27 protein-coding genes and 1 pseudogene are annotated in these 21,727 nt (G+C 65.9%); 23 read left to right on the top strand and 5 right to left on the bottom strand.

The window, feature by feature from the left end:
- Window position 1: 1 nt before the first annotated feature.
- The 7 genes from rplP to AC5Y7D_RS27455 all read left to right on the top strand — a co-directional run bounded on the left by rplP (window position 2) and on the right by AC5Y7D_RS27455 (window position 6,433).
- A complete protein-coding gene (rplP, locus tag AC5Y7D_RS27485) occupies window positions 2-418 on the top strand; it encodes a 50S ribosomal protein L16 (RefSeq protein ID WP_055576361.1) in 417 nt (138 codons plus the stop codon).
- Window positions 418-651: a 50S ribosomal protein L29 gene (rpmC, locus tag AC5Y7D_RS27480; protein WP_459363648.1), complete on the top strand. Its 234-nt coding sequence runs from the start codon at window positions 418-420 to the stop codon at window positions 649-651. Before rplP ends, rpmC begins: the two co-directional genes overlap by 1 nt.
- A complete protein-coding gene (gene rpsQ, locus AC5Y7D_RS27475; protein ID WP_499929064.1) occupies window positions 651-998 on the top strand; it encodes a 30S ribosomal protein S17 in 348 nt (115 codons plus the stop codon). The genes rpmC and rpsQ overlap by 1 nt, the downstream gene beginning before the upstream one ends.
- A gap of 474 nt (window positions 999-1,472) precedes the next feature.
- Complete coding sequence (locus AC5Y7D_RS27470) at window positions 1,473-3,839, top strand: arylsulfatase (RefSeq protein WP_499929062.1); 2,367 nt, start codon at window positions 1,473-1,475, stop codon at window positions 3,837-3,839.
- Entirely contained in the window at window positions 3,820-4,497 is a 678-nt protein-coding gene (locus tag AC5Y7D_RS27465; RefSeq protein ID WP_499929060.1) for a hypothetical protein, read from the top strand. The genes AC5Y7D_RS27470 and AC5Y7D_RS27465 overlap by 20 nt, the downstream gene beginning before the upstream one ends.
- A 4-nt stretch (window positions 4,498-4,501) precedes the next feature.
- Window positions 4,502-5,401, top strand: a complete 900-nt coding sequence (locus AC5Y7D_RS27460) for a formylglycine-generating enzyme family protein (protein ID WP_499929058.1) — start codon at window positions 4,502-4,504, stop codon at window positions 5,399-5,401.
- 99 nt (window positions 5,402-5,500) lie between these two features.
- Window positions 5,501-6,433, top strand: coding sequence for a DUF4436 domain-containing protein (locus tag AC5Y7D_RS27455; protein ID WP_499929057.1), 933 nt, complete (start codon window positions 5,501-5,503; stop codon window positions 6,431-6,433).
- A gap of 16 nt (window positions 6,434-6,449) precedes the next feature.
- On the opposite strand, the gene pstS is transcribed toward AC5Y7D_RS27455, so the two are convergent.
- On the bottom strand, window positions 6,450-7,583 hold the full coding sequence (gene pstS / locus AC5Y7D_RS27450) for a phosphate ABC transporter substrate-binding protein PstS (RefSeq protein ID WP_499929056.1): 1,134 nt from the start codon (window positions 7,581-7,583) through the stop codon (window positions 6,450-6,452).
- A 321-nt stretch (window positions 7,584-7,904) separates the two neighbouring features.
- Between pstS and AC5Y7D_RS27445 the strand changes: the two genes are divergently transcribed.
- From AC5Y7D_RS27445 to rplO, 12 genes are all read left to right on the top strand, one after another.
- Window positions 7,905-8,825 (top strand): DUF4436 domain-containing protein, encoded by a 921-nt coding sequence (locus tag AC5Y7D_RS27445; protein ID WP_499929107.1) that lies wholly within the window; start codon window positions 7,905-7,907, stop codon window positions 8,823-8,825.
- A gap of 38 nt (window positions 8,826-8,863) precedes the next feature.
- On the top strand, window positions 8,864-9,751 hold the full coding sequence (locus tag AC5Y7D_RS27440; protein ID WP_499929055.1) for a DUF4436 domain-containing protein: 888 nt from the start codon (window positions 8,864-8,866) through the stop codon (window positions 9,749-9,751).
- A gap of 217 nt (window positions 9,752-9,968) precedes the next feature.
- The gene (rplN, locus tag AC5Y7D_RS27435) at window positions 9,969-10,337 is read left to right on the top strand and encodes a 50S ribosomal protein L14 (protein ID WP_055580336.1); all 369 of its coding nucleotides are present in this window, start codon (window positions 9,969-9,971) and stop codon (window positions 10,335-10,337) included.
- Window positions 10,338-10,655: a 50S ribosomal protein L24 gene (rplX, locus tag AC5Y7D_RS27430; RefSeq protein ID WP_499929053.1), complete on the top strand. Its 318-nt coding sequence runs from the start codon at window positions 10,338-10,340 to the stop codon at window positions 10,653-10,655. It abuts the gene before it with no gap.
- 2 nt (window positions 10,656-10,657) lie between these two features.
- The gene (gene rplE, locus AC5Y7D_RS27425) at window positions 10,658-11,221 is read left to right on the top strand and encodes a 50S ribosomal protein L5 (RefSeq protein ID WP_499929052.1); all 564 of its coding nucleotides are present in this window, start codon (window positions 10,658-10,660) and stop codon (window positions 11,219-11,221) included.
- Window positions 11,222-11,225: 4 nt separating this feature from the next.
- The gene (locus AC5Y7D_RS27420; protein WP_055580333.1) at window positions 11,226-11,411 is read left to right on the top strand and encodes a type Z 30S ribosomal protein S14; all 186 of its coding nucleotides are present in this window, start codon (window positions 11,226-11,228) and stop codon (window positions 11,409-11,411) included.
- Window positions 11,412-11,477: 66 nt separating this feature from the next.
- Complete coding sequence (gene rpsH, locus AC5Y7D_RS27415) at window positions 11,478-11,876, top strand: 30S ribosomal protein S8 (protein WP_065137374.1); 399 nt, start codon at window positions 11,478-11,480, stop codon at window positions 11,874-11,876.
- A gap of 24 nt (window positions 11,877-11,900) precedes the next feature.
- Entirely contained in the window at window positions 11,901-12,440 is a 540-nt protein-coding gene (gene rplF / locus AC5Y7D_RS27410) for a 50S ribosomal protein L6 (RefSeq protein ID WP_499929048.1), read from the top strand.
- A gap of 35 nt (window positions 12,441-12,475) precedes the next feature.
- Window positions 12,476-12,844 carry a 50S ribosomal protein L18 gene (gene rplR / locus AC5Y7D_RS27405; protein ID WP_306244428.1) on the top strand — a complete coding sequence of 123 codons (369 nt, stop codon included), beginning with the start codon at window positions 12,476-12,478 and terminating at the stop codon, window positions 12,842-12,844.
- Between the two features lie 37 nt (window positions 12,845-12,881).
- The gene (rpsE, locus tag AC5Y7D_RS27400; RefSeq protein ID WP_499929046.1) at window positions 12,882-13,556 is read left to right on the top strand and encodes a 30S ribosomal protein S5; all 675 of its coding nucleotides are present in this window, start codon (window positions 12,882-12,884) and stop codon (window positions 13,554-13,556) included.
- On the top strand, window positions 13,553-13,735 hold the full coding sequence (gene rpmD, locus AC5Y7D_RS27395) for a 50S ribosomal protein L30 (protein ID WP_499929044.1): 183 nt from the start codon (window positions 13,553-13,555) through the stop codon (window positions 13,733-13,735). The genes rpsE and rpmD overlap by 4 nt, the downstream gene beginning before the upstream one ends.
- Window positions 13,732-14,172 (top strand): 50S ribosomal protein L15, encoded by a 441-nt coding sequence (rplO, locus tag AC5Y7D_RS27390; protein WP_499929043.1) that lies wholly within the window; start codon window positions 13,732-13,734, stop codon window positions 14,170-14,172. Before rpmD ends, rplO begins: the two co-directional genes overlap by 4 nt.
- Before the next feature lie 96 nt (window positions 14,173-14,268).
- Here the strand turns inward: rplO and AC5Y7D_RS27385 are convergent, their stop codons facing one another.
- Window positions 14,269-15,195 carry an LLM class flavin-dependent oxidoreductase gene (locus tag AC5Y7D_RS27385; protein WP_499929041.1) on the bottom strand — a complete coding sequence of 309 codons (927 nt, stop codon included), beginning with the start codon at window positions 15,193-15,195 and terminating at the stop codon, window positions 14,269-14,271.
- Window positions 15,196-15,243: 48 nt separating this feature from the next.
- Here AC5Y7D_RS27385 and sppA point away from each other — a divergent pair, with 48 nt between their 5' ends.
- Complete coding sequence (gene sppA, locus AC5Y7D_RS27380; RefSeq protein WP_499929039.1) at window positions 15,244-17,040, top strand: signal peptide peptidase SppA; 1,797 nt, start codon at window positions 15,244-15,246, stop codon at window positions 17,038-17,040.
- A gap of 4 nt (window positions 17,041-17,044) precedes the next feature.
- On the opposite strand, the gene AC5Y7D_RS27375 is transcribed toward sppA, so the two are convergent.
- Window positions 17,045-17,956, bottom strand: a complete 912-nt coding sequence (locus tag AC5Y7D_RS27375) for a class I SAM-dependent methyltransferase (protein ID WP_499929037.1) — start codon at window positions 17,954-17,956, stop codon at window positions 17,045-17,047.
- A gap of 141 nt (window positions 17,957-18,097) precedes the next feature.
- On the opposite strand from AC5Y7D_RS27375, the gene AC5Y7D_RS27370 reads away from it, so the two are divergent.
- Together AC5Y7D_RS27370 and AC5Y7D_RS27365 are read left to right on the top strand one after the other, a co-directional pair.
- The gene (locus AC5Y7D_RS27370) at window positions 18,098-18,853 is read left to right on the top strand and encodes an SDR family NAD(P)-dependent oxidoreductase (RefSeq protein WP_499929105.1); all 756 of its coding nucleotides are present in this window, start codon (window positions 18,098-18,100) and stop codon (window positions 18,851-18,853) included.
- Window positions 18,850-19,845, top strand: a pseudogene (locus AC5Y7D_RS27365) (zinc-dependent alcohol dehydrogenase). Before AC5Y7D_RS27370 ends, AC5Y7D_RS27365 begins: the two are co-directional and overlap by 4 nt.
- A 12-nt stretch (window positions 19,846-19,857) precedes the next feature.
- On the opposite strand, the gene AC5Y7D_RS27360 reads toward AC5Y7D_RS27365, so the two are convergent.
- Both AC5Y7D_RS27360 and AC5Y7D_RS27355 read right to left on the bottom strand, forming a co-directional pair.
- Window positions 19,858-20,040 (bottom strand): hypothetical protein, encoded by a 183-nt coding sequence (locus tag AC5Y7D_RS27360; protein ID WP_499929110.1) that lies wholly within the window; start codon window positions 20,038-20,040, stop codon window positions 19,858-19,860.
- Between the two features lie 87 nt (window positions 20,041-20,127).
- Entirely contained in the window at window positions 20,128-20,775 is a 648-nt protein-coding gene (locus AC5Y7D_RS27355) for a class I SAM-dependent methyltransferase (RefSeq protein WP_499929035.1), read from the bottom strand.
- A gap of 74 nt (window positions 20,776-20,849) precedes the next feature.
- On the opposite strand from AC5Y7D_RS27355, the gene AC5Y7D_RS27350 reads away from it, so the two are divergent.
- A complete protein-coding gene (locus tag AC5Y7D_RS27350) occupies window positions 20,850-21,707 on the top strand; it encodes a helix-turn-helix transcriptional regulator (RefSeq protein ID WP_499929033.1) in 858 nt (285 codons plus the stop codon).
- The last annotated feature ends 20 nt before the right edge of the window (window positions 21,708-21,727 follow it).

Below are 21,727 nucleotides of genomic sequence, written 5' to 3'. Positions count from 1 at the left end.
CATGTTGATTCCCCGCAAGGTCAAACACCGCAAGCAACACCACCCCCGCCAGCGCGGCATCGCCAGCGGCGGTACCGCGGTGAACTTCGGTGACTACGGCATCCAGGCGCTCGAACACGCCTACGTCACCAACCGGCAGATCGAGTCCGCTCGTATCGCCATCAACCGGCACATCAAGCGTGGCGGCAAGGTGTGGATCAACATCTTCCCCGACCGTCCGCTGACCAAGAAGCCCGCCGAGACCCGGATGGGTTCGGGTAAGGGTTCGCCGGAGTGGTGGGTGGTCAACGTGAAGCCCGGACGGGTGCTGTTCGAGTTGAGCTACCCGAACGAGCAGATCGCCCGTGCGGCGCTCACCCGAGCGATCCACAAGCTGCCGATCAAGGCACGCATCGTTACCCGAGAGGAGCAGTTCTGATGGCAGTGGGAATCTCCCCTGGCGAACTGCGTGAGCTCACCGACGAGGAACTGCAGGAGCGGGTGCGCGAGTCCAAGGAAGAGCTGTTCAACCTGCGCTTCCAGATGGCGACCGGCCAGCTCAGCAACAATCGCCGACTCCGCACGGTGCGTCAGGAAATCGCGCGCGTCTACACGGTGCTGCGCGAACGAGAACTGGGTCTGGCCAGCGGGCCCGACGGTAAGGAATCGTGATGGCAGAGGCAAAGAAAGCGGCTCCCAAGGCCGCCGCGGCCAAGGACGCCCCCGCAAAAGAGAAGGGCCCCAAGCACACTCCCGCCACTCCCAAGCCGCGCGGTCGTCGCAAGACCCGCATTGGCTACGTGGTGAGTGACAAAATGCAGAAGACGATCGTCGTCGAACTGGAAGACCGCGTACGACACCCGTTGTACGGCAAGATCATCCGGACCACGAAGAAGGTCAAGGCGCACGACGAGAACAGCATCGCCGGCATCGGCGACCGCGTCTCGCTGATGGAGACGCGCCCGCTCTCGGCGACCAAGCGCTGGCGCCTCGTCGAGATCCTGGAAAAGGCAAAGTAGCGCAGGTCTTTGGAGAACAGCCGGCCGGGTGGATCGACCACTCGACCGGCTGTTTTCTTTGTACGGGGCCCCAAACGCCGTCCACCGATTGGCGGACGCGAAGATCCACCCTGCTCGCCCTCATCGGCGGACACCGCGCGCGGATTCGCCTGGTTACTTTGGGATCGAGTCATCCACCTGCCGAAAAGAGGAAAAAGATGCCCCACGAGATGCTGTTCAGCGACCGCGAGATCGTCTACACCGGGCCTTTCTTCGACGCCGAAGACATCAGCGAGTAAGCACCGCAACAGATCGCTACGGACCCCCGCGCCCGCGAAGCATTGAGCAGGCGGCGCCGGGGTCCGTAGCTATCTGAGCGCGTTGGCCATGTCCTATGCCGGCGGCCCTCGCATGCCGCGAAATCTCAGCTGATTTCTACCTGGCGCGGGTAATGTCCTCGGACGTTCGGATGGTCAATCACGAGACGGGGCTCAGATGACGGGTTCGCCAGGGTCGGGTCAGTTCCAGGGCAGGATCGAACTGGACATCCGCGATTCGGAGCCCGACTGGGGTCCGTATGCTGCGCCGACCGCGCCGGAGAACTCGCCGAACATCCTGTACCTGGTCTGGGACGACACCGGCATCGCGACCTGGGACTGCTTCGGCGGCCTGGTCGAGATGCCGGCGATGTCGCGGATCGCCGAGCGCGGCGTGCGGCTGTCCCAGTTCCACACCACCGCACTGTGCTCGCCGACCCGGGCCTCGCTGTTGACCGGTCGCAACGCCACCACCGTCGGGATGGCCACCATCGAAGAGTTCACCGACGGCTTCCCCAACTGCAACGGGCGCATCCCGGCCGACACCGCGCTGCTGTCCGAGGTGCTCAACGAGCGCGGCTACAACACCTACTGCGTGGGCAAGTGGCACCTGACGCCGCTGGAAGAGTCCAGCATGGCCGCCACCAAGCGGCACTGGCCGACCTCGCGCGGCTTCGAGCGCTTCTACGGGTTCATGGGCGGGGAGACCGACCAGTGGTACCCCGACCTCATGTACGACAACCACCCGGTGAACCCGCCGGCCACCCCTGAGGACGGCTACCACCTGTCGAAGGATCTCGCCGACCGGGCTATCCAGTTCATCCGCGACGCCAAGGTGATCGCACCCGGCAAACCGTGGTTCAGTTACGTCTGCCCCGGCGCGGGCCACGCGCCGCATCACGTGTCCAAAGAGTGGGCCGACAAGTACGCCGGCGTGTTCGACATGGGCTACGAAAAGTACCGCGAGATCGCGCTGGAGAAGCAGAAGGCGATGGGGATCGTGCCCCCGGACACCGAATTGTCGCCCATCAACCCCTATCTCGACGTCAAGGGACCCAATGGTGAGCCGTGGCCGCTGCAGGACACGGTGCGGCCCTGGGATTCGCTCAACGACGAAGAGAAGAAGTTGTTCAGCAGGATGGCCGAGGTGTTCGCCGGCTTCCTCAGCTACACCGATGCCCAGATCGGCCGCATCCTGGACTACCTGGAGGAGTCCGGCCAGCTGGACAACACCATCATCGTGGTGATCTCGGACAACGGCGCCAGCGGCGAGGGCGGGCCCAACGGCTCGGTCAACGAAGGCAAGTTCTTCAACGGCTACATCGATACCGTCGAGGAGAGCATGAAGCTCTTCGACCAGCTCGGCGGCCCGGAAACCTACAATCACTATCCGATCGGCTGGGCGATGGCCTTCAACACGCCCTACAAGCTGTTCAAGCGCTACGCCTCGCACGAAGGCGGGATCGCCGACACGGCAATCATCTCCTGGCCCAACGGTATTGCCGCGCACGGCGAGGTCCGGGACAACTACGTCAACGTCAGCGACATCACTCCGACGGTCTACGACCTGTTGGGTATGACGCCGCCGGACACCGTGAAGGGCATCGCGCAGAAACCGCTGGACGGGGTGAGCTTCAAGGCCGCGCTAGGGGATCCGGATGCCGACACCGGCAAGAAGACCCAGTTCTACACCATGCTGGGCACTCGCGGCATCTGGCACGAGGGATGGTTCGCCAACACGGTCCACGCCGCCACTCCCGCCGGCTGGTCGCACTTCGACGCCGACCGCTGGGAGCTGTTCCACATCGAGGCCGACCGTAGCCAATGCCACGACCTCGCCGCCGTGCACCCGGACAAGCTCGAAGAGCTCAAGGCGCTGTGGTTCGCCGAAGCCGAGAAATACAACGGGCTCCCGCTTTCGGACCTGAACATCATCGAAACGATGATGCGCTCGCGGCCGTATCTGGTGGGCGAGCGCGACAGCTACGTCTACTACCCCGACTGCGCCGATGTCGGCATCGGCGCCGCCGCGGAGATCCGCGGCCGTTCCTTCGCCGTGCTGGCCGACGTGACCCTGGACACCACCGGCGCCGAAGGGGTGCTCTTCAAACAGGGTGGCGCCCACGGCGGCCACGTGCTGTTCATCCAGGACGGGCGCCTGCAATACGTCTACAACTTCCTTGGTGAACGCCAGCAGTCGATCCAGTCGAACGGACCCATCCCGCTGGGCCGGCACCTGTTCGGCATTCGCTACGAACGCACCGGGACCGTCCCCAACAGCCATACGCCGATCGGTAACGCAACCCTGTACTTCGACGAGCATCCCGTCGGCACGCTGCCCGACGTGATCACCCACCCCGGGACATTCGGGTTGGCCGGTGCCGGCATCACAGTGGGCCGAAACGGCGGATCGGGAGTGTCCAGCAAGTACAAGGCGCCGTTCCTGCTCACCGGCGCCACCGTGCACCAGGTCACTGTGGATCTCTCCGGGCGGCCGTATGAGGACGTGGAAAAGGAACTCGCGCTTGCGTTTTCGCGCGACTGAGGAGTCGGCGAAACGCTCGTTGCGGGCCCGCCGGGTTGCCCTGGTCTGCCTGCTGGGGGCGCTGACCGGCTGCGCGGGGCACAACGGAGGATCGGCCGCACCCGAGCAGCGTCCGGACCCGGCCGAGCCGGTACCTGGCATCGCACCGACGCGCCCCGGCCGCATTCCGCCAAACACCCTGTCCTGTCGCGTCGCACCGGTCGGCGACGGTGAGCCGACTCTTGCCGTGGTGTCCGACCCGCACGCGCCGCGGATCACCATCACCGTGCCGCGGGGCTGGACATCGACCCCCGGTGACGGCGACACGGCGCTGACGGCGAGCGGTCCGGACAACCTGTCGGCGACCGTGACCATCGCCGCGACTGACCTGACCCCCGAAAGCGCGTTTCTGCGCCATACATCCACCGTCGGCGGCACCATGCCGCGACTGAAGTTCTCCCTGACCGGGTCTCCGTTCTGCGGCTACAGCAGTCAGCAACTCAGCGGCACCCTGCAGGGGCCATCCGGCAGCATCGACTTCGCCGACCGGATCACCCACATCTGGACCAACACCAAGCGGTACCTGGTGACCATTCACCTGCAGGCGCACACCGGTGCGGCCGGTTTCCGGGAAGCGAGGTCCGCATTGACACAGGATTTCGCGGTCGTCATACCCTGAAGGCGTGTTGACGGAGCTGGTCGAACTCCCCGGCGGATCGTTCCGGATGGGATCGACGAGCTTCTATCCCGAGGAAGCGCCCATCCACACCGTGACGGTGGCCCCCTTCGCCGTGGAACGCCATCCGGTGACCAACGCCCAGTTCGCCGAATTCGTCGCTGCCACAGGCTATGTGACGGTGGCCGAGCAGCCGATCGACCCCGCGCTGTATCCCGGGGCCAACCCGGATGACCTGGTTCCGGGCGCAATGGTGTTCCGGCCGACGGCGGGGCCGGTCGATCTGACTGACTGGCGGCAGTGGTGGGACTGGGCGCCGGACGCCAACTGGCGCCGGCCCTTCGGAGCCGCCGGCGGCGCCTGGGACGTCGAGGGCCGAGGTGAGCACCCCGTCGTGCAGGTGGCTTACCCCGATGCCGCCGCCTATGCGCGGTGGGCCGGGCGGCGCCTGCCGACCGAAGCCGAATGGGAGTACGCCGCGCGAGCCGGAGCGACCGGGACCTACTCGTGGGGGGATGAGGAAAAGCCGGCTGGCCGGCTGATGGCCAATACCTGGCAGGGCAGGTTCCCGTACCGCAACGACGGCGCACTGGGCTGGATCGGCACCTCGCCGGTGGGAACCTTCCCGGCCAACGACTTCGGCCTTCTGGACATGATCGGCAACGTCTGGGAGTGGACCACCACCGAGTTCAGCGCTCAGCACCGGCTGGCTGAGCCACCCAAGGCCTGCTGCACGCCCACCGGCCCGGCCGATCCGACCGTCAGCCAGACCCTCAAGGGCGGATCGCACCTCTGTGCGCCCGAGTATTGCCATCGCTATCGCCCGGCTGCACGCTCGCCGCAATCGCAGGACACCGCGACCACCCATATCGGTTTCCGCTGCGTGGTGGATTCGGAATCGTCCTGAAGAAAGCCGTGTATCCGTCGCTCGGCGCGGTATCGCCGGTTACTGTGTGACGAGTTTCGCCCCCGTCTCGCCCATGCTGTTACCGAAAGGCCGCGACCGATGAGCCACCAGGCCCCGCCGCCAGCCCCCCCGGCACCGCCCGCCCCGTCGGCACCACAGTCGCCCAAGCCGTCGTCGCGGGGGCGACGCATTCTGCTCGATATCGGCGTGATTCTGGCGGTTGTGGTGATCTATGTGATCTCCCTGATCGGAATGCGTCTGTTGGCGAACTCGGCGGAAGGGCTTCCCGAACCGGACCTGGGCACCACCGATGACACGGTGGTGCAGGTGAAGATCGAGGAGCTGGACACGATCAATAATCGCCTCAAGGTGAGTGTGCTTGTCATTCCGGAGGATTCGAAGTTCGACAAGAAATTTCATGTGCTGACACAGGATCTCGCCGTCCGGATGTACCCGGAGAACGACCTGGGGGACCTGCAGTACCCGGTCGGAAAGTCGCCCGCGCAACAAGCCACCTACCTCGACGCGGAAGGGGATCCGGCCAACTGGCCCTTCGACTCCTACAGCACCGGCAGAATCTCGGCCGAGGTGTTCGCCGGGAGCGGCGAGAACCGCACCGCAGAGTCCGCGCGGATCGAAGTCATCGGATCGGTGGGCGGCTGGGACGCCAGTGTCCGCCGGGTCGGTGAATCCACGCAGAGTTCTTCCCGGCCCGATGATGTGATCATCACCTTGCACAGGTCCCGCAGCACGCTGCTCTTCGACCTGGGCATTGTCCTGGTTCTGGTGTCACTGCCCGCATTGGCGCTGTGGGTTTCCATCCCCATGGCGCTGGGAAAGAAAAAATTCCTGCCGCCGTTCGTCTCGTGGTTCGCCGCCATGCTGTTCGCGGTGGTCCCACTGCGCAATGTGTTGCCCGGGAAACCACCGGAGGGTTCCTGGATTGATCAGGCCATCACCTTGTGGGTGCTCATTGCACTCATCGTCGCGATGACCCTGTTCATCATGGCCTACCGAAAACAGTCGGACTGAGCCGTGCTCGCGCGGATCATTCCGCCTGCAGCGAGCCACCCACTCCGCCGATCGATTCCACCGCTCTGGACACCCGGGCCTGGAATCCGGGCGGCAGTGGAATGTAGCCGAGTTTGTTCAGCTCGACCTGGCCGGGCCCGATCGCGGCCTGCAAGAACGCCTTGACCGCTTGGGCGACATCGGCAGTGGGATACCTGGAGCAGACGATCTCGTAAGTGGCCAACACGATCGGGTAAACATCGGGTTGGGCGGGGTTGTAGAACGACGAAATGTCAAGCACGAGATCGTTGCCGGCGCCGACGATCTTGGCACCGCTGATGGTCTTGCCCACCGTGTCCGTCCCGATCCGCACCGGCCGCAGCGACCTGCGGCTGGCCGGTGTCTTGATTTCCGCGGCATACAGCCCGTGCTCGAGTGCGAAGGACAGCTCGTTGTAGCTGATCGCCCCTTCGGTTGACTTGACCAATTCCGCCGTGCCCTTGTTGCCGACGGCCCCCACGCCGACACCGCCGTTGAACGCCTTGCCGGTGCCCTGCCGCCACGCCCCGGCGGACGCGGATTGCAGGTAGGACTGGAAGTTGTCGGTGGTGCCGGACGCGTCGCTGCGGTAGATCACGCGGATGTCCTCGGCCGGCATCGACGCGTTGAGGGCGGTGAGCGCCGGGTCGTCCCAGCGCGTGACGGTGCCGTTGAATATCTTGGCCAGGGTGGGCCCGTCGATCACCAGGGTGTCCACGTTGGCCAGGTTGTAGGTGATGGCCAACGGACCGAACACCACCGGCAGGTTCCAGGCTTCGGCTCCGCCGCACCGCTCCCGGGCGGCCGCGTACTGGTCGCCGGACAGCGGCGTGTCGGATCCGGCCAGATCAGTTTTGCCGGAAAGGAATTCCTTGATGCCGGCACCCGATCCGATGGCGTTGTAGCTCAGCGTCTGCTGGCCACACGCCTGGTGGTAAGCCGCGACGAACCGCGTCATCGCGTGCGCCTGCGCGGTCGAGCCGCTGGCGGCCAATGTCTGTTTGCCGCCGCAGTCGATCCTGGCCCCGCCCACGTAGGGGAGGGCTGCCGGTGTCGTGCTGCCGCACGCCGAGAGCGTCAGGGCACCGGCGGACAGCAAGGCGATAGCGACGGCCGATGGTCTGTGTCTCACGTGGTGGCCCCCTTCAGAGCAGCCGGAGCATGCTGACATTTACAACTGCCGGAACCGGCCCGCAGGCAAACACCGGATGAACCGCTTGGCTGCGCCGGATGAATGTCTGGTGTTCCCTGCCGCAGCGGATACGACCGCCGGATTACGTTCGGATGGATTGCGGGTGAACCACATTCACACGGGGCGCGCCGGCCCGGGCAGTTCGCTAGCATCTGACCTCGTGCCGTCCCGACCAGTCGTCATGGATGTGCCCGTCGCGGACGGAGGTGTTCGGTGACCGCCGAGGCTCCTCCCACCGCGCCGGTGGACGAACCGCAGCCAATGGCGGACCGGCCGCGGCAGGAACCGCGGAAGCCCGCGCCCAGGCAGGACAAACCGCGCATCCTGGTCGGCATCATCGTTTTGACCGTCATCGTCATCGCCTATGTCTTGTCATTGGTCGGCGTGCACGTTCTGCAACGGTCAGAGGGTCCGCTGCCGCCGCTGGACCTGAGTCAGGGCGGTGGCGATGCCACGATCGTTCAGCTGCGACTGGAGGAGTTGAAGCCGGTCGCCAACCGTCTGACGGTGAGTGTGCTTGTCTACCCAAGCATTTCGTCGTATGACAACCGTTTCGATGTGCTGGGTACCGATGTGGCGGTACGCCTGTATCCCACCAGCGACCTCGGGGATCTGAACTACCCGAAAGGCAAGGCGCCGGCCCAACTGAGCACCACCGTCGAAGCGCACGGCGATCCGGGCAACTGGCCGTTCGACTCCTACCGCACCGAGCCGATCGCGGCCGACGCGTTCGTCGGCCCCGCCGACAGCCTCAAGAAGGTGCCTGCCCGGGTGGAGGTAACCGGAGCGCTGGACGGTTGGGAGATCAGCGTCAACCGGATGCACGACGCGGCGGCGCTTCCCACGTCACGCGCCACCGACAACGGAAACGTGGTCATCACGTTCAAGAGGGCGAAGGGCCCGCTGATCTTCGACCTGGGCATCTGTCTGGTGCTCATCGCCCTGCCGACCTTGGCCCTGCTGGTTGCTGTGCCGATGGCGCTGGGCAGACGGAAGTTTCTGCCGCCATTCGCAACCTGGTACGCGGCGAACCTGTTTGCCATCGTTCCGCTGCGCAACATCCTTCCCGGGGCTCCGCCCCCCGGGTCGTGGATCGACCAGGCGATTGTGCAGTGGGTGTTGATCGCCCTGGTGACGGCGATGAGTCTGTATATCTTCGCGTGGGTTCGGCAGGGCGACTGAGCCCCGCTCGTCCCGGTCGATTGCTACCATCTGACTCCGTGTCGCCCGACGCTCCCACGCCCGAACCGGGGGTTCCCGAGCACAAACACATGTCGGTGCGAAAACACCTGCTGCTCGACTCGTCCATCCTCATCGGCTTCGCCGCGTTCTACATCTTCACCCTGCTCAACTATCAGTGGTTGGCCCCGCACGCGCTGCCCAAGGTGGATCTGAGATCCCCCAAGGACACCGTGGTGAAGTTGCACATCGACAGCCTGCAGACCAAGGAAAACCTGCTCGACGTGACGGTGGTCCTCAAACCGGACGAGGCGATCGTCAACAAGCGCACGGGTCGGTTGACCGCCGACACGGCGGTGCGCTTCCCGATGCAGGACGACATCGGCGAGGTGCAGTACGACAACGGCAAGGCGCCGGAGCCCACCAAGACCACCATCGAGGCGCGCGGTGAGCCGCGTGACTGGCCGCTGGACACCTACAGCACCGACCCCATCCGGGCCGAATGGCTGGTGGGAGCGGGCGAAGGCAGTCACTACGAGGTGGCCAAGGTCGAGGTCGACGGATCCGCGGACGGCTTCGACATCGACATCGCCCGGGTCTCCGACAGCCCCAACGACGTCGTCATCACGTTGAAGCGCACCCGGGCGCAGCGGGTCTTCGACGTCGGGATCTGCCTGGTGCTGATCACCCTGCCGGCGGTGGCACTTTTCGTCGCGATCCAGATGGTCACCCGCCGACGGCCGTTCCTGCCGCCGTTCGGCACCTGGTACGCGGCGATGCTGTTCGCGGTGGTGCCGTTGCGCAACTTCCTGCCGGGCTCGCCGCCCACCGGTTCCTGGATCGACCAGGGCCTGGTGATCTGGGTGCTGTTGGGACTGGCCGCCGCCATGGTGATCTACATCGTGGCGTGGTACCGAGATCCCGCGTGAGGCCGGCCGGGCCGGCGGACTGACAGCAATTTGGTGCTGCGCCGGCTGTCCCCTAGACTCTAGGGGTTGCCTTGGGCAGACCTCGGCTGGTTTTTGCCGGCCCTGCGTGCCCTTAGGCAAATAAAGACCGCGCACGTCAGGTTTCGTCCGTTTGCGCCCACCTGGGCTCTGCGGCCAGTTTCTTGCCGCGCACACGTCAACCAGGTCAGGAGATCGAGTGATTCAGCAGGAATCGCGGCTGAAGGTCGCCGACAACACCGGCGCCAAGGAGATCTTGTGCATCCGCGTGCTCGGCGGCTCGTCGCGACGCTATGCCGGCATCGGCGACATCATCGTCGCCACCGTCAAGGACGCCATCCCGGGTGGCAACGTCAAACGGGGTGACGTCGTGAAGGCCGTCGTGGTGCGCACCGTCAAGGAGCGCCGGCGTCCGGACGGCAGCTACATCAAATTCGACGAGAATGCCGCCGTGATCATCAAGCCGGACAACGACCCGCGCGGAACCCGCATCTTCGGGCCCGTCGGCCGTGAACTGCGGGAGAAGAAGTTCATGAAGATCATCTCGCTCGCCCCGGAGGTGTTGTAGATGAAGGTCCACAAGGGCGACACCGTCCTCGTCATCGCCGGCAAGGATAAAGGGGCCAAGGGCAAAGTCATTCAGGCTTACCCGGACCGCAACCGCGTGCTGGTCGAAGGCGTCAACCGGATCAAGAAGCACACCGCGATCTCGACCAACCAGCGCGGTGCCCGCTCGGGTGGCATCGTCACCCAGGAAGCGCCGATCCACGTCTCCAACGTGATGGTGGTCGACTCGGACGGCAAGCCCACCCGCATCGGCTACCGCGTGGACGAGGAGACGGGCAAGAAGGTCCGCGTCTCCAAGCGCAACGGTAAGGACATCTGAGGATGACTACTGCAGAGAAGACTCAGCCGCGCCTCAAAGAGCGTTATCGCAACGAGATCCGGGACTCGCTCAATAAGCAGTTCGGCTACGCCAATGTCATGCAGATCCCCACGGTGACCAAGGTCGTGGTCAACATGGGTGTCGGCGAGGCCGCCCGGGACGCCAAGCTGATTAACGGCGCCGTCAACGACCTGTCGCTGATCACCGGGCAACGGCCGGAGATCCGCAAGGCACGTAAGTCGATCGCGCAGTTCAAGTTGCGTGAAGGCATGCCGATCGGCGCGCGGGTCACCCTGCGTGGCGACCGCATGTGGGAGTTCCTCGACCGGCTCACCTCGATCGCGCTGCCCCGTATCCGTGACTTCCGCGGGTTGTCTCCCAAGCAGTTCGACGGTGTCGGCAACTACACCTTCGGTCTCGCCGAGCAGTCGGTGTTCCACGAGATCGATGTGGACAAGATCGACCGGGTGCGTGGCATGGACATCAGCGTCGTCACCTCGGCGACGAACGACGACGAAGGACGAGCGCTGTTGCGGGCCCTCGGCTTTCCCTTCAAGGAGAACTGAGCAGATGGCGAAGAAGGCACTGGTCAACAAAGCCAACCGCAAGCCCAAGTTCGCGGTGCGCGGCTACACACGCTGCAGCAAGTGCGGCCGTCCGCGTGCGGTGTTCCGCAAGTTCGGGCTGTGCCGGATCTGCTTGCGCGAGATGGCGCATGCGGGCGAGTTGCCCGGCGTGCAGAAGAGCAGTTGGTGAGGAGTAGCGCTCAATGACCGCGATGACGACGATGCAGAGCGTAGCGATGAAGAGGAGCAGCGCTCGATGACTATGACTGATCCGATCGCAGACTTCTTGACGCGTCTGCGCAACGCCAACTCGGCGTATCACGACGAAGTGACCTTGCCGCACTCCAAGATCAAGGCCAACATCGCCCAGATCCTCAAGAGCGAGGGCTACATCACCGACTTCCGCACCGAGGATGCTCGGGTCGGCAAGTCGCTGGTCGTCCAGCTCAAGTACGGCCCGAGCCGCGAGCGCAGCATCGCCGGTTTGAAGCGGGTGTCCAAGCCCGGTTTGCGGGTGTACGCGAAGTCGACCAACCTGCCGCGGGTGTTGGGTGGCCTTGGGGTGGCGATCATTTCGACGTCGTCGGGTCTGCTCACCGACCGTCAGGCAGCCAGGCAGGGCGTGGGCGGCGAAGTCCTCGCTTATGTCTGGTAGGGCGTGGTAAGGGGAGTTTGAATCATGTCGCGTATTGGTAAGCAACCGGTTCCGGTTCCCGCCGGGGTCGACGTAACGATCGAGGGCCAGAACGTCTCGGTGAAGGGACCCAAGGGCACCCTCGAGTTGACGGTCGCCGAGCCGATCACGGTGGCGCGCAACGACGACGGCGCGATCGTGGTCTCCCGTCCGGACGACGAGCGGCGCAACCGCTCGCTGCACGGGCTGTCCCGCACCCTGGTGGCCAACCTGGTCACCGGCGTGACGGAGGGCTACACCACCAAGATGGAGATCTACGGCGTGGGATACCGCGTGCAGCTCAAGGGCAGCAACCTGGAGTTCGCCCTCGGCTACAGCCACCCGGTAGTGATCGAGGCTCCGGAGGGCATCACGTTCGCCGTGCAGGCTCCGACGAAATTCACGGTAACCGGCATCGACAAGCAGAAGGTCGGCCAAATCTCGGCGAACATCCGCCGTCTGCGCCGTCCCGACCCGTACAAGGGCAAGGGCGTGCGCTACGAGGGTGAGCAGATCCGCCGCAAGGTCGGAAAGACAGGTAAGTAGTCATGGCGCAATCACAGGCTGAAGCGCAAAAGCCCGTGGGGCAGAGCGTATCCGCGACCCGCCGGGTCTCGCGGCTGCGCCGGCACGCACGGCTGCGCAAGAAGATCTCCGGCACCGCGGAGCGTCCCCGGCTGGTGGTCAACCGGTCTTCGCGGCACATTCACGTGCAGTTGGTGAATGACCTCACTGGCACCACCGTGGCCGCGGCTTCGTCGATCGAAGCCGACGTGCGCGGTCTGGATGGGGACAAGAAAGCCCGTAGCGTGCGGGTGGGTCAGTTGATCGCCGAGCGGGCCAAGGCTGCCGGCATCGACTCCGTGGTGTTCGACCGCGGCGGCTACACCTACGGTGGACGGATAGCGGCACTGGCCGACGCTGCCCGCGAGAACGGATTGCAATTCTGATGAGCAGCATCAGCCTGATGAATGGAAGGACCGCATAATGGCGGAACAGTCCGCTGGGGGGCAGGGCCCCGACAGCCGTGACAGCCGCGACTCGCGTGACGGGCGGGGCCGCCGCGACGGCGGTGGCCGTGGCGGTCGCGACCGCGATCGGGACGGCGACAAGAGCAATTACCTGGAGCGGGTCGTCGCGATCAACCGCGTCTCCAAGGTGGTCAAGGGTGGTCGGCGATTCAGTTTCACCGCCCTGGTCATCGTCGGCGACGGCCATGGCATGGTCGGCGTCGGCTACGGCAAGGCCAAAGAGGTTCCCGCCGCGATCGCCAAGGGCGTCGAAGAGGCCCGCAAGGGTTTCTTCCGGGTGCCGTTGATCCGCGGCACCATTACGCACCCCGTGCAGGGCGAGGCCGCCGCCGGCGTTGTGTTGCTGCGCCCGGCCAGCCCGGGTACCGGTGTGATCGCCGGTGGTGCGGCGCGTGCGGTGCTGGAATGCGCCGGCGTGCACGACATCCTGGCCAAGTCGCTGGGTAGCGACAACGCGATCAACGTGGTGCACGCGACCGTCGCCGCGCTGAAGATGTTGCAGCGTCCCGAGGAGGTGGCCGCCCGGCGCGGTCTGCCCATCGAGGACGTCGCTCCGGCCGGGATGCTCAAGGCCCGCCGCGAAAGCGAGGCGCTGGCCGCTGCGGCAGCTCGAGAGGCGACCACACCATGAGCCAACTGAAGATCACCCAGGTGCGCAGCACCATCGGCGCGCGCTGGAAGCAGCGCGAGAGCCTGCGCACCCTGGGTCTGCGCAAGATTCGCCACTCGGTGATCCGCGAAGACAACCCGCAGACCCGCGGGTTGATCGCAGTGGTGAGCCACCTGGTTGAGGTGGAGGAGACCACGTGACCATCAAGCTGCACGACCTGCGGCCTGCGCCCGGGTCGAAGAAAGCGCGCACCCGCGTCGGCCGCGGTGAAGGTTCCAAGGGCAAGACCGCGGGCCGCGGCACCAAGGGTACGAAGGCTCGCAAGAACGTTCCGGCGACCTTCGAAGGTGGGCAGATGCCCATCCACATGCGGCTGCCCAAGCTCAAGGGCTTCCGCAATCGGTTCCGCACCGAGTACCAGGCCGTCAACGTCGGCGACATCGACCGGTTGTTCCCCGAGGGCGGCACCGTCGGCATTGACGAGTTGGTGGCCAAGGGCGCGGTACGCAAGAACGGGTTGGTCAAGGTTCTCGGCGACGGCAAGTTGACGGTGAACGTGGACGTGACGGCGCACAAGTTCAGCGGCAGCGCGCGGGAGAAGATCACCGCGGCCGGCGGCAGCGCTACCGAGCTCTAGAGTCTTACCGCGAGCAGACGCAAAAGCCCCCGCACGCGCGGCGTGTCGGGGGCTTTTGCGTCTTCTCGCAAGCGGGAGGTGCCCCCAGCTCGCGGTCTAAATCAGCCGCGGGATTACTTGCGCGGCAAGGCGTTCCATTTGCTCGCGGTCTTCGGCGACGTCCGCGCCGACGGGATTGAACAGGATCATCTGGGCGCCGGCGTAGATCACCTCGCGCAGCCCACGGACGACATCGGCCGGAGTTCCTGACACCGGCACCGCATCGACGCCGGGCATGCCTGCGTAGATGCGACGCAGGCCGGCGAGCACCCGTTCGCGGGCCCGCTCGGCATCGTCGTCGATCATCAGGTACACGCGCTTGCCGATGGTGAAGCTCGCCGGATCTTTCTGTTGTTCGGCCAATTCACGACGCACGGTCGCCACCGCTGTGGCGAAATCCGCCGTCGACGACGACCCGGCCCCCAGAAACGCGTCACCGTATCGCACCGCCCGGGCCAGGGCGTTGGGTGCCTGACCGCCGAACCAGATCGGTGGATGCGGTCGCTGCACCGGCTTGGGCGAGATCGGCAGGTCGTCGACATCACGGAACCGGCCGTGGAACGTCACCCGCGGCTCGTCGGACCACGCCGCCTTCATCAAATCCAGGCCTTCGGTGAAATAGCTTATGTAGGAGTCTTTTTCGACGCCGAAGGCGGCGAAGCGGCGGCGGCCGCCGCCGGGCGCCACACCGATGTCGAGCCGGCCGTGACTGAGCCGGTCGACTGCGGTGATCGATGACGCCAGCTGCAACGGATCATGCAGCGACGTAACCAGGACGGCTACCCCCAGGCGCAGCCGCTGCGTGCAGGCCGCCGCATAGGCCAGCAATTCCAGCGGCGCCAGCAGTGGTGTGCCACCGATGATCTGTTCGAGCACCCAACCGCCTTCGAATCCGAGTTGCTCTGCCCTGGCGAGGTAGGAGCGCAAACCGTCGGCGTCGAAGTCGCCGGCGACCAGCTGAGGGATCGCGATGGAGTACCGCACGGACTCCACCGTACGGGCCGGGTCGGCGCCGATCGGTAGGCTGCAAACATGTTCGCGTTTCTGCCTTCGCTGCCTGGTGTCAACGAGGTACGCGCCCTGGTCAACCGGGTCGACACCGCGCGCCACCACGGCGTGCCCAACGGCTGTGTGCTCGAAATGAACCTGCGCAGCACCCCACCGGAGACCACCGGCTTCGACCCCTTGACGATCATCACCGGCGGCGGCCGGCAGATGTCACTGCGCGAGACGGTCGCCACCATCCACCGCGCCGCGGAGGACCCGCGCGTCGCGGGGCTGATCGCCCGGGTGCAGTTGCCGCCGTCGCCGATCGGGGCGGTGCAGGAATTGCGGGACGCCATCGCGGCTTTCAGCGCCGTCAAGCCGTCGCTGGCCTGGGCCGAGACCTACCCGGGCACGCTCTCGTACTATCTGGCTTCCGCATTCCGGGAGATCTGGATGCAGCCCTCGGGCGGGGTCGGGTTGATCGGCTTCGCGGCCAACGCCATGTTCCTGCGCGACGCGCTGGACAAAGCGGGCATCGAGGCGCAATTCGTGGCTCGCGGCGAATACAAGTCCGCGGCAAACCTTTTCACCGAGGACGGCTTCACCAAGGCGCACCGCGAGGCGGTCACCCGGATGCTGGAGAGCCTGCAATCCCAGGTGTGGCAGGCGGTGGCCGAGTCTCGTGGTGTCGAGGCCGGCAAGCTCGACGAGATGGCCGACCGCGCGCCGCTGATGCGCGACGATGCGGTGGCCTCCGGGCTGGTGGACCAGATCGGATTCCGGGACGAGGCCTATGCGCGCATGACGGAACTGGTCGGTGACCCCGACGGCTCCGCAGCCGCCGACGACGTCGACGCCGAGGAGAGGCCCCCGCGGATGTACCTTTCACGGTATGCCGCATCGGCCCGGCCGCGGCTGACGCCGCCGGTGCCGGCCATCCCGGGCCGCCGGGTCAAGCCGACCATTGCCGTTGTCACCGTCGGGGGCGCGATCGTGAACGGGCGAGGGGGGCCCCAGGGTATGCCTTTCGGCCCGTCGAGCGCCGGCGGCGACACCATCGCGGCGGCGCTGCGGGAGGTGGCGGCCGATGACTCGGTATCGGCGATCGTGCTCCGAGTGGACAGTCCCGGCGGTTCCGTGACCGCATCGGAGACCATCTGGCGTGAGGTGAAGCGGGCCCGCGAACGCGGCAAGCCCGTGGTGGCGTCGATGGGCTCGGTGGCCGCCTCAGGTGGCTACTACGTCTCGATGGCCGCCGACGCGATCGTTGCCAACGCGGGAACCATCACCGGGTCCATCGGAGTCATCACCGGGAAGCTGGTGGTTCGCGACCTCAAGGACCGGCTGGGAGTGGGGTCGGACACGGTGCGCACCAACGCCAACGCCGATGCCTGGTCGATCGACGCGCCGTTCACCCCCGAGCAGCAGGCCCGGCAGGAGGCCGACGCCGACCTGTTCTACACAGACTTCGTGCAGCGCGTGGCCGAAGGCCGCAACCTGACGCCCAAGGACGTGGATAAGGTTGCGCGTGGCCGGGTTTGGACCGGCGCCGACGCGCTGGAACGCGGGCTGGTCGACGAACTGGGAGGTTTCCGGACGGCGGTGCGCCGGGCCAAGGTGCTGGCCGGGCTGGAGCCCGACAGCGAGGTCCGCTTGCTGAGCTATCCGGGCTCGTCGCTGCTGGACATGCTGCGGCCGCGAGCGTCGTCCCAGCCTGGCGCGGCCTCGTTGCCCGAGGCCGTCGGCGCGCTCCTCACGCGCTCGGTGGCCGGAATCCTCGAGCAGGTCGAGCAGACGACGAATGGCGCCAACGTGCTCTGGCTGGGATCGTCTCGCTTCTGAGTTGCTACTGGAGTCGCCCGCTGATGAAGATGATCTCGCCTAGCGGGTCGTCGTCTTCGGCGGCGGGGATTGCCAAGCCGTGACGGGTGAACAACTCGGTCCGCGTTACGCCGTCGGCGTCCCAGCCCTTGCTCCGCAGATAGTCGACGACGTGATTTCGCGCCCCGGAGTAGACCAGCGAGGCCATGTCGATGTCCAGGCCGTGACTGCGGAACCTGCTGGACATTTCGCGTACCTTGTCGGCGTCGAAGTCGACTATGCCGGGTACGAATTCGGTTGCGACGGTGCTGCCCGGGGCGCTGAGCGCGGTGATGTTGTCGAACAGCCGGTCCTGGGCTTCCGGCGGTAGGTAGATCAGCAGGCCTTCGGCCAGCCAGGCGGTCGGTTGAGTGGTATCCAGGCCGGCCTGCTTGAGCGCGGTGGGCCAGTCCTCGCGCAGGTCGATCGCCACGGTGCGCCGCGTTGCGGTCGGTTCTGCCCCGATGCCGGCCAGGGTGGTGGTCTTGAACTCGATCACCTGAGGCTGGTCGATCTCGTAGACCACCGTCCCGTCAGGCCAGGGCAATCGGTAGGCGCGCGCGTCCAGCCCGGACGCCAGAATCACGACCTGCCGCACCCCGGCATCGGTGGCGGCGGCGAAATAATCGTCAAAGTACTTGGTGCGCACGCCCATGCCGCCGATCATCGCCTGCACCCGCCCAGGCCTGATGTCCTCGAAAGCCTCGGGGTCAAGCTTGCCGTCCATCATCTTGGTGAAGAAGTCCACCCCGACCGCACGTACCAGCGGTTCGGCGAACGGATCCCTGATCAACCCGTCGGGAGCCATGGTGACCATCGCGCGTCCGGCTGCGACCATGGTGGCGGTGGCGCCGACGCTGGACGCCAGATCCCAGTTGTCGTCGTGAGCGCGTGGCATGTTTGTCCCATCTTTCGCGGTTATGCCGTGTATACAACGTCGGATTGACCTGTCGCATTTCCGCCCCCGACTAATGAGCCGAACTGGTTCCGATCGGTGGTCGACTTAGGGCAGGCTAAAGCGATGACTAACCCGACGTCGGTGGAAGGCAAGCACGTACTCATCACAGGGGCTTCATCGGGAATCGGGGCCGCCTTGGCCAGAAGGATGGCGGCCCGGGGCGCGGTGGTGGGTCTGGTCGCGCGCCGGGAGGACCGGCTGGCCGACGTACTGGCCGACTGCCACAGCACTTCGCCCGGTTCGGTGATGTGGACCGCCGACCTCGCCGACGGACTGACGGCCAGCAAGCTGGCACTGCAAGCGTGGCACGCCATGGGCGGCATCGACGTGCTGGTGAATAACGCCGCAATTCCTAAGCGGCGCAACGTGACTGCGCTTAAGCCGATCGAGGTGGAGCGCGTCATGCAGGTCAACTTCGTCGCCCCGATGCGGATGGCGCTGGCCGTGTTGCCGCGGATGCTGGCGCGCGGTGCCGGCACCATCGTCAACGTGTCGAGCGTGGCCGGACGACTCGGCATCGCGACCGAGTCAGCCTACTGTGCCAGCAAGTTCGCCTTGTGTGGCTGGAGCGAGGCGATGGCCATCGACCTGGCCGGCACCGGGGTCTCGGTGAAGCTGATCCAGCCGGGACCGGTGGACACCGAGATCTGGGACCGGCCCGACAACGAGCCACCTGCGTACAGCGGGCCCAAGGTTGCGCCGGAGGAGGTGGCCGACGGCATCATCGCCGCCCTGGACAGCGACCGCTTCGAGCACTACCTGCCCGACCTCAAGGCGGTGGTCGACGCCAAGAACGCCGACCTCGATGCGTTCATCGCCGGCATGGCGCAACGGTGAGGGCACTGGTCTACGGTGTGCCACCGGAGCCGCGCCCGGTTCCCGACGACGCGGGCCGGCTTGTCCAGAACCTGGCCCGCACACCGACGGCGCTACGGACGTTGCCGGATCCGGTTCTGCTGGGTGAGGATTGGGTGATCACCCGGCCACGGCTGACCGGCATCTGCGGGTCGGACGCCAAGCAGATCCTCATGGACTTCGGCGCGGATGACGCCGACAACGCGATGGCCGCGTTCTGCTCCTTTCCGCAGGTGGTGGGCCACGAGGTGGTTGCCGACGTGGTCGAGCTGGGGCCAACGGCCCGCGGGCTCGAAATCGGTCAGCGGGTGGTCCTCAACCCGTGGCTGTCGTGTGGACCACGTGGCATCAAGCCGCCGTGCCCGGCCTGCGAGAGCGGCGACTACAGCCTGTGCTGGAGCTTCGCCGACGGCGACATCAAGCCCGGTGTTCACACCGGCGTGTCGGCCGACGTCACCGGGGCTATGCCGAGTTGATGCCCGCGCACGACAGCATGCTGTTCCCGGTGCCCGATTCGGTGCCCGACGAGACGGCGGTGTTTGCCGACCCGTTCTCGGCGTCCCTGCATGCGGTCACCCGTCACCCGCCGCCTCGGTCGGGCCGGGTCTTGGTGTACGGGGCCGGGTCGCTGGGATTGTGCGCCGTGGCGTTACTGCGCGCGCTCTATCCTGGTGAAGGCCGGGGTTCATGCGCCCGGGCGCTGGGAGTGGAGTCCGCTGTACTTCAAGGAGATCAGCTGGGTCGGCTCCAACGCGTTCGGCATCGAAGAAGTGGACGGCGCGCGCAAGCACGCCATCGTGCATTACCTCGACCTGGTGGGCCGGGGGTGAATAGACCTGCGGCCCATGCTGACCCACACATTCGGCCTGCAGGAATGGCGGGACGCCTTCCTTGCGATCGCCGACCAGGGCCGCAGTGGCGCGGTCAAGGTGGCAATTGATCAGCGCTCGGTGCGCAATTGTCCGGTCAACTGAAAGCATTGGGATTCAATCGGGTTCGTCGTCCTCGGGCGCGAACAGTTTCTCCGGGTGGTGGAAGGTGTTGATGCGGGGTTGGCCGTGATCGTGGGGGTACCGCCCGCTTGCGGGGGAGTGGGCCGGTGGGATCCGTTCGGTGTCGCCGATCAACCACCGCATCGAGGGCGTCGAGGACCGCCACGATCTCCTCACGCGAACTCGCTGCCATGCCTCAGATTCTACGAAGACCCACCGGCAATTTCGGCCCACGAAAGACGAAAACTGTTGATAGGAAACGCACTACACCGGTCGCCTGGCCTGGTAGTAGGCGAGCTGCCCAAACAGCCGATGGGGCTGGACGGCCACCTCGGTGCAGTCGAATCCGGCCCCGCTCAGCAGCCGTGGGATCGCATCGCCGATGTTGCTGGTGAAATGCGGGTTTCGCTTCATCAGTCGGGCCAGCAGGCCGTGGTGAGCGGGCAAGCCGCCGGCGATGTCGACAAGATGTAACCGGCCGCCTGGGCGCAGCACGCGGAAAATCTCCGCGGCGACGTCAGGCTTCGAATCCTCGCCGACATGGTGCAACATCATCGACGAAAGCACCCGGTCGAATTCACCGTCAGCGTAGGGCAACCGTTGGGCATAGGCCTCGTCGAACTGAATACCGCTCATATTGACGGTCTTTCGGCTCGCGCGGGCCAGTATCCGGGGGTCCGGGTCGCAACCGACCGCGGCGATCGACGGTCGGGCACACTTGGCTGCAATGATGACATTTCCGGTGCCACAGCCGATCTCCAGGACGCGCTGTCCGTCGGCAAGTTCGGCCTGCCCGATGAGCTTGCGATAGACGCTGTTGAAGCCCAGCAGGCGGGACATCAGATCATAGGCGGGCAGCAACGCCTGGTGGCCGGTCGCCGGAAGATAGTCATGTGGATGATGTTTGGCCACAACGTCCATAGTCGTACCAAAGAATGGCGAAGGATTGGGTGATTCTCCTCAAAATCTGGACTATCTTTGGCCATATGACGCACGCCACCCGGCTCAGCCGGCATCGCGATGGCGTGCCCGTCTACCGTTACCGGACAGATCCTGAGACGCCACCCGTATCGGTGGTCCGCTATCGCGAGTTCGCCGAGGGTAGTCCGCACATTCACGACTTTCCCGCGCTCTGGTATGTGCCGGCGGCGGGTCTGGTGTATGTGGCCGCCCCGGGAAAGGTGCTCGACCCGAAGCAGGTCTTTCCCGTCGGCGACGGGATCGCGGTGTTCTTCGATCCGGTTGCGCTCGGTGAGGACGGGCGATCTCCTTGGCCGGCGTGGCAGACGCACCCGCTGCTGTTTCCGTTCCTGCACGGACGATCAGGTGGAGTGCTCCGCCTGGCCGTGCCAACCGATCGAAGGTCCCTGTGGGATCGAACGATTGGGTGTATCGAAAGCGAGCTGGCGGCTCGTCAGGAGAGCTACCGGCAGGCCACACTGGCGCACCTGACGCTGTTGCTGATCGAGTTGGCGCGACTGGCCGGTGATGTTGTCGACGATTTGCGCCGCAGCGGTGAACCGCTCCTGGCCGACGTGTTCGCGGTGATCGACCGGCGCCACGGCGAGTCACTGTCGCTGCGTGATGTGGCAGCCGAAGTCGGCATGACGCCCGGGCACCTGACCACGGTGGTGCGGCGGCGGACCGGACGGACGGTGCAGGAGTGGATCATCGAGCGTCGGATGACTGAAGCCCGCGAGCTGTTGGCCGAGACCGCGCTGCCCATCGGTGAGGTCGCCAGACGCGTCGGCATAGCCGATCCCGGGTACTTCAGCAGACTCTTCAGCCGGGCCCATGGCGGCTCGCCCCGTCAGTGGCGTGCCCGACACGCCCGCCGAGCGTGAATCGCCCGACACGGGCGCCG

The sequence above is a fragment of the Mycobacterium sp. NGS49 genome (genome assembly GCF_059812565.1).
Note: the sequence above shows the minus strand (reverse complement) of the source record. Positions and strands in the feature narration are given on the sequence as shown.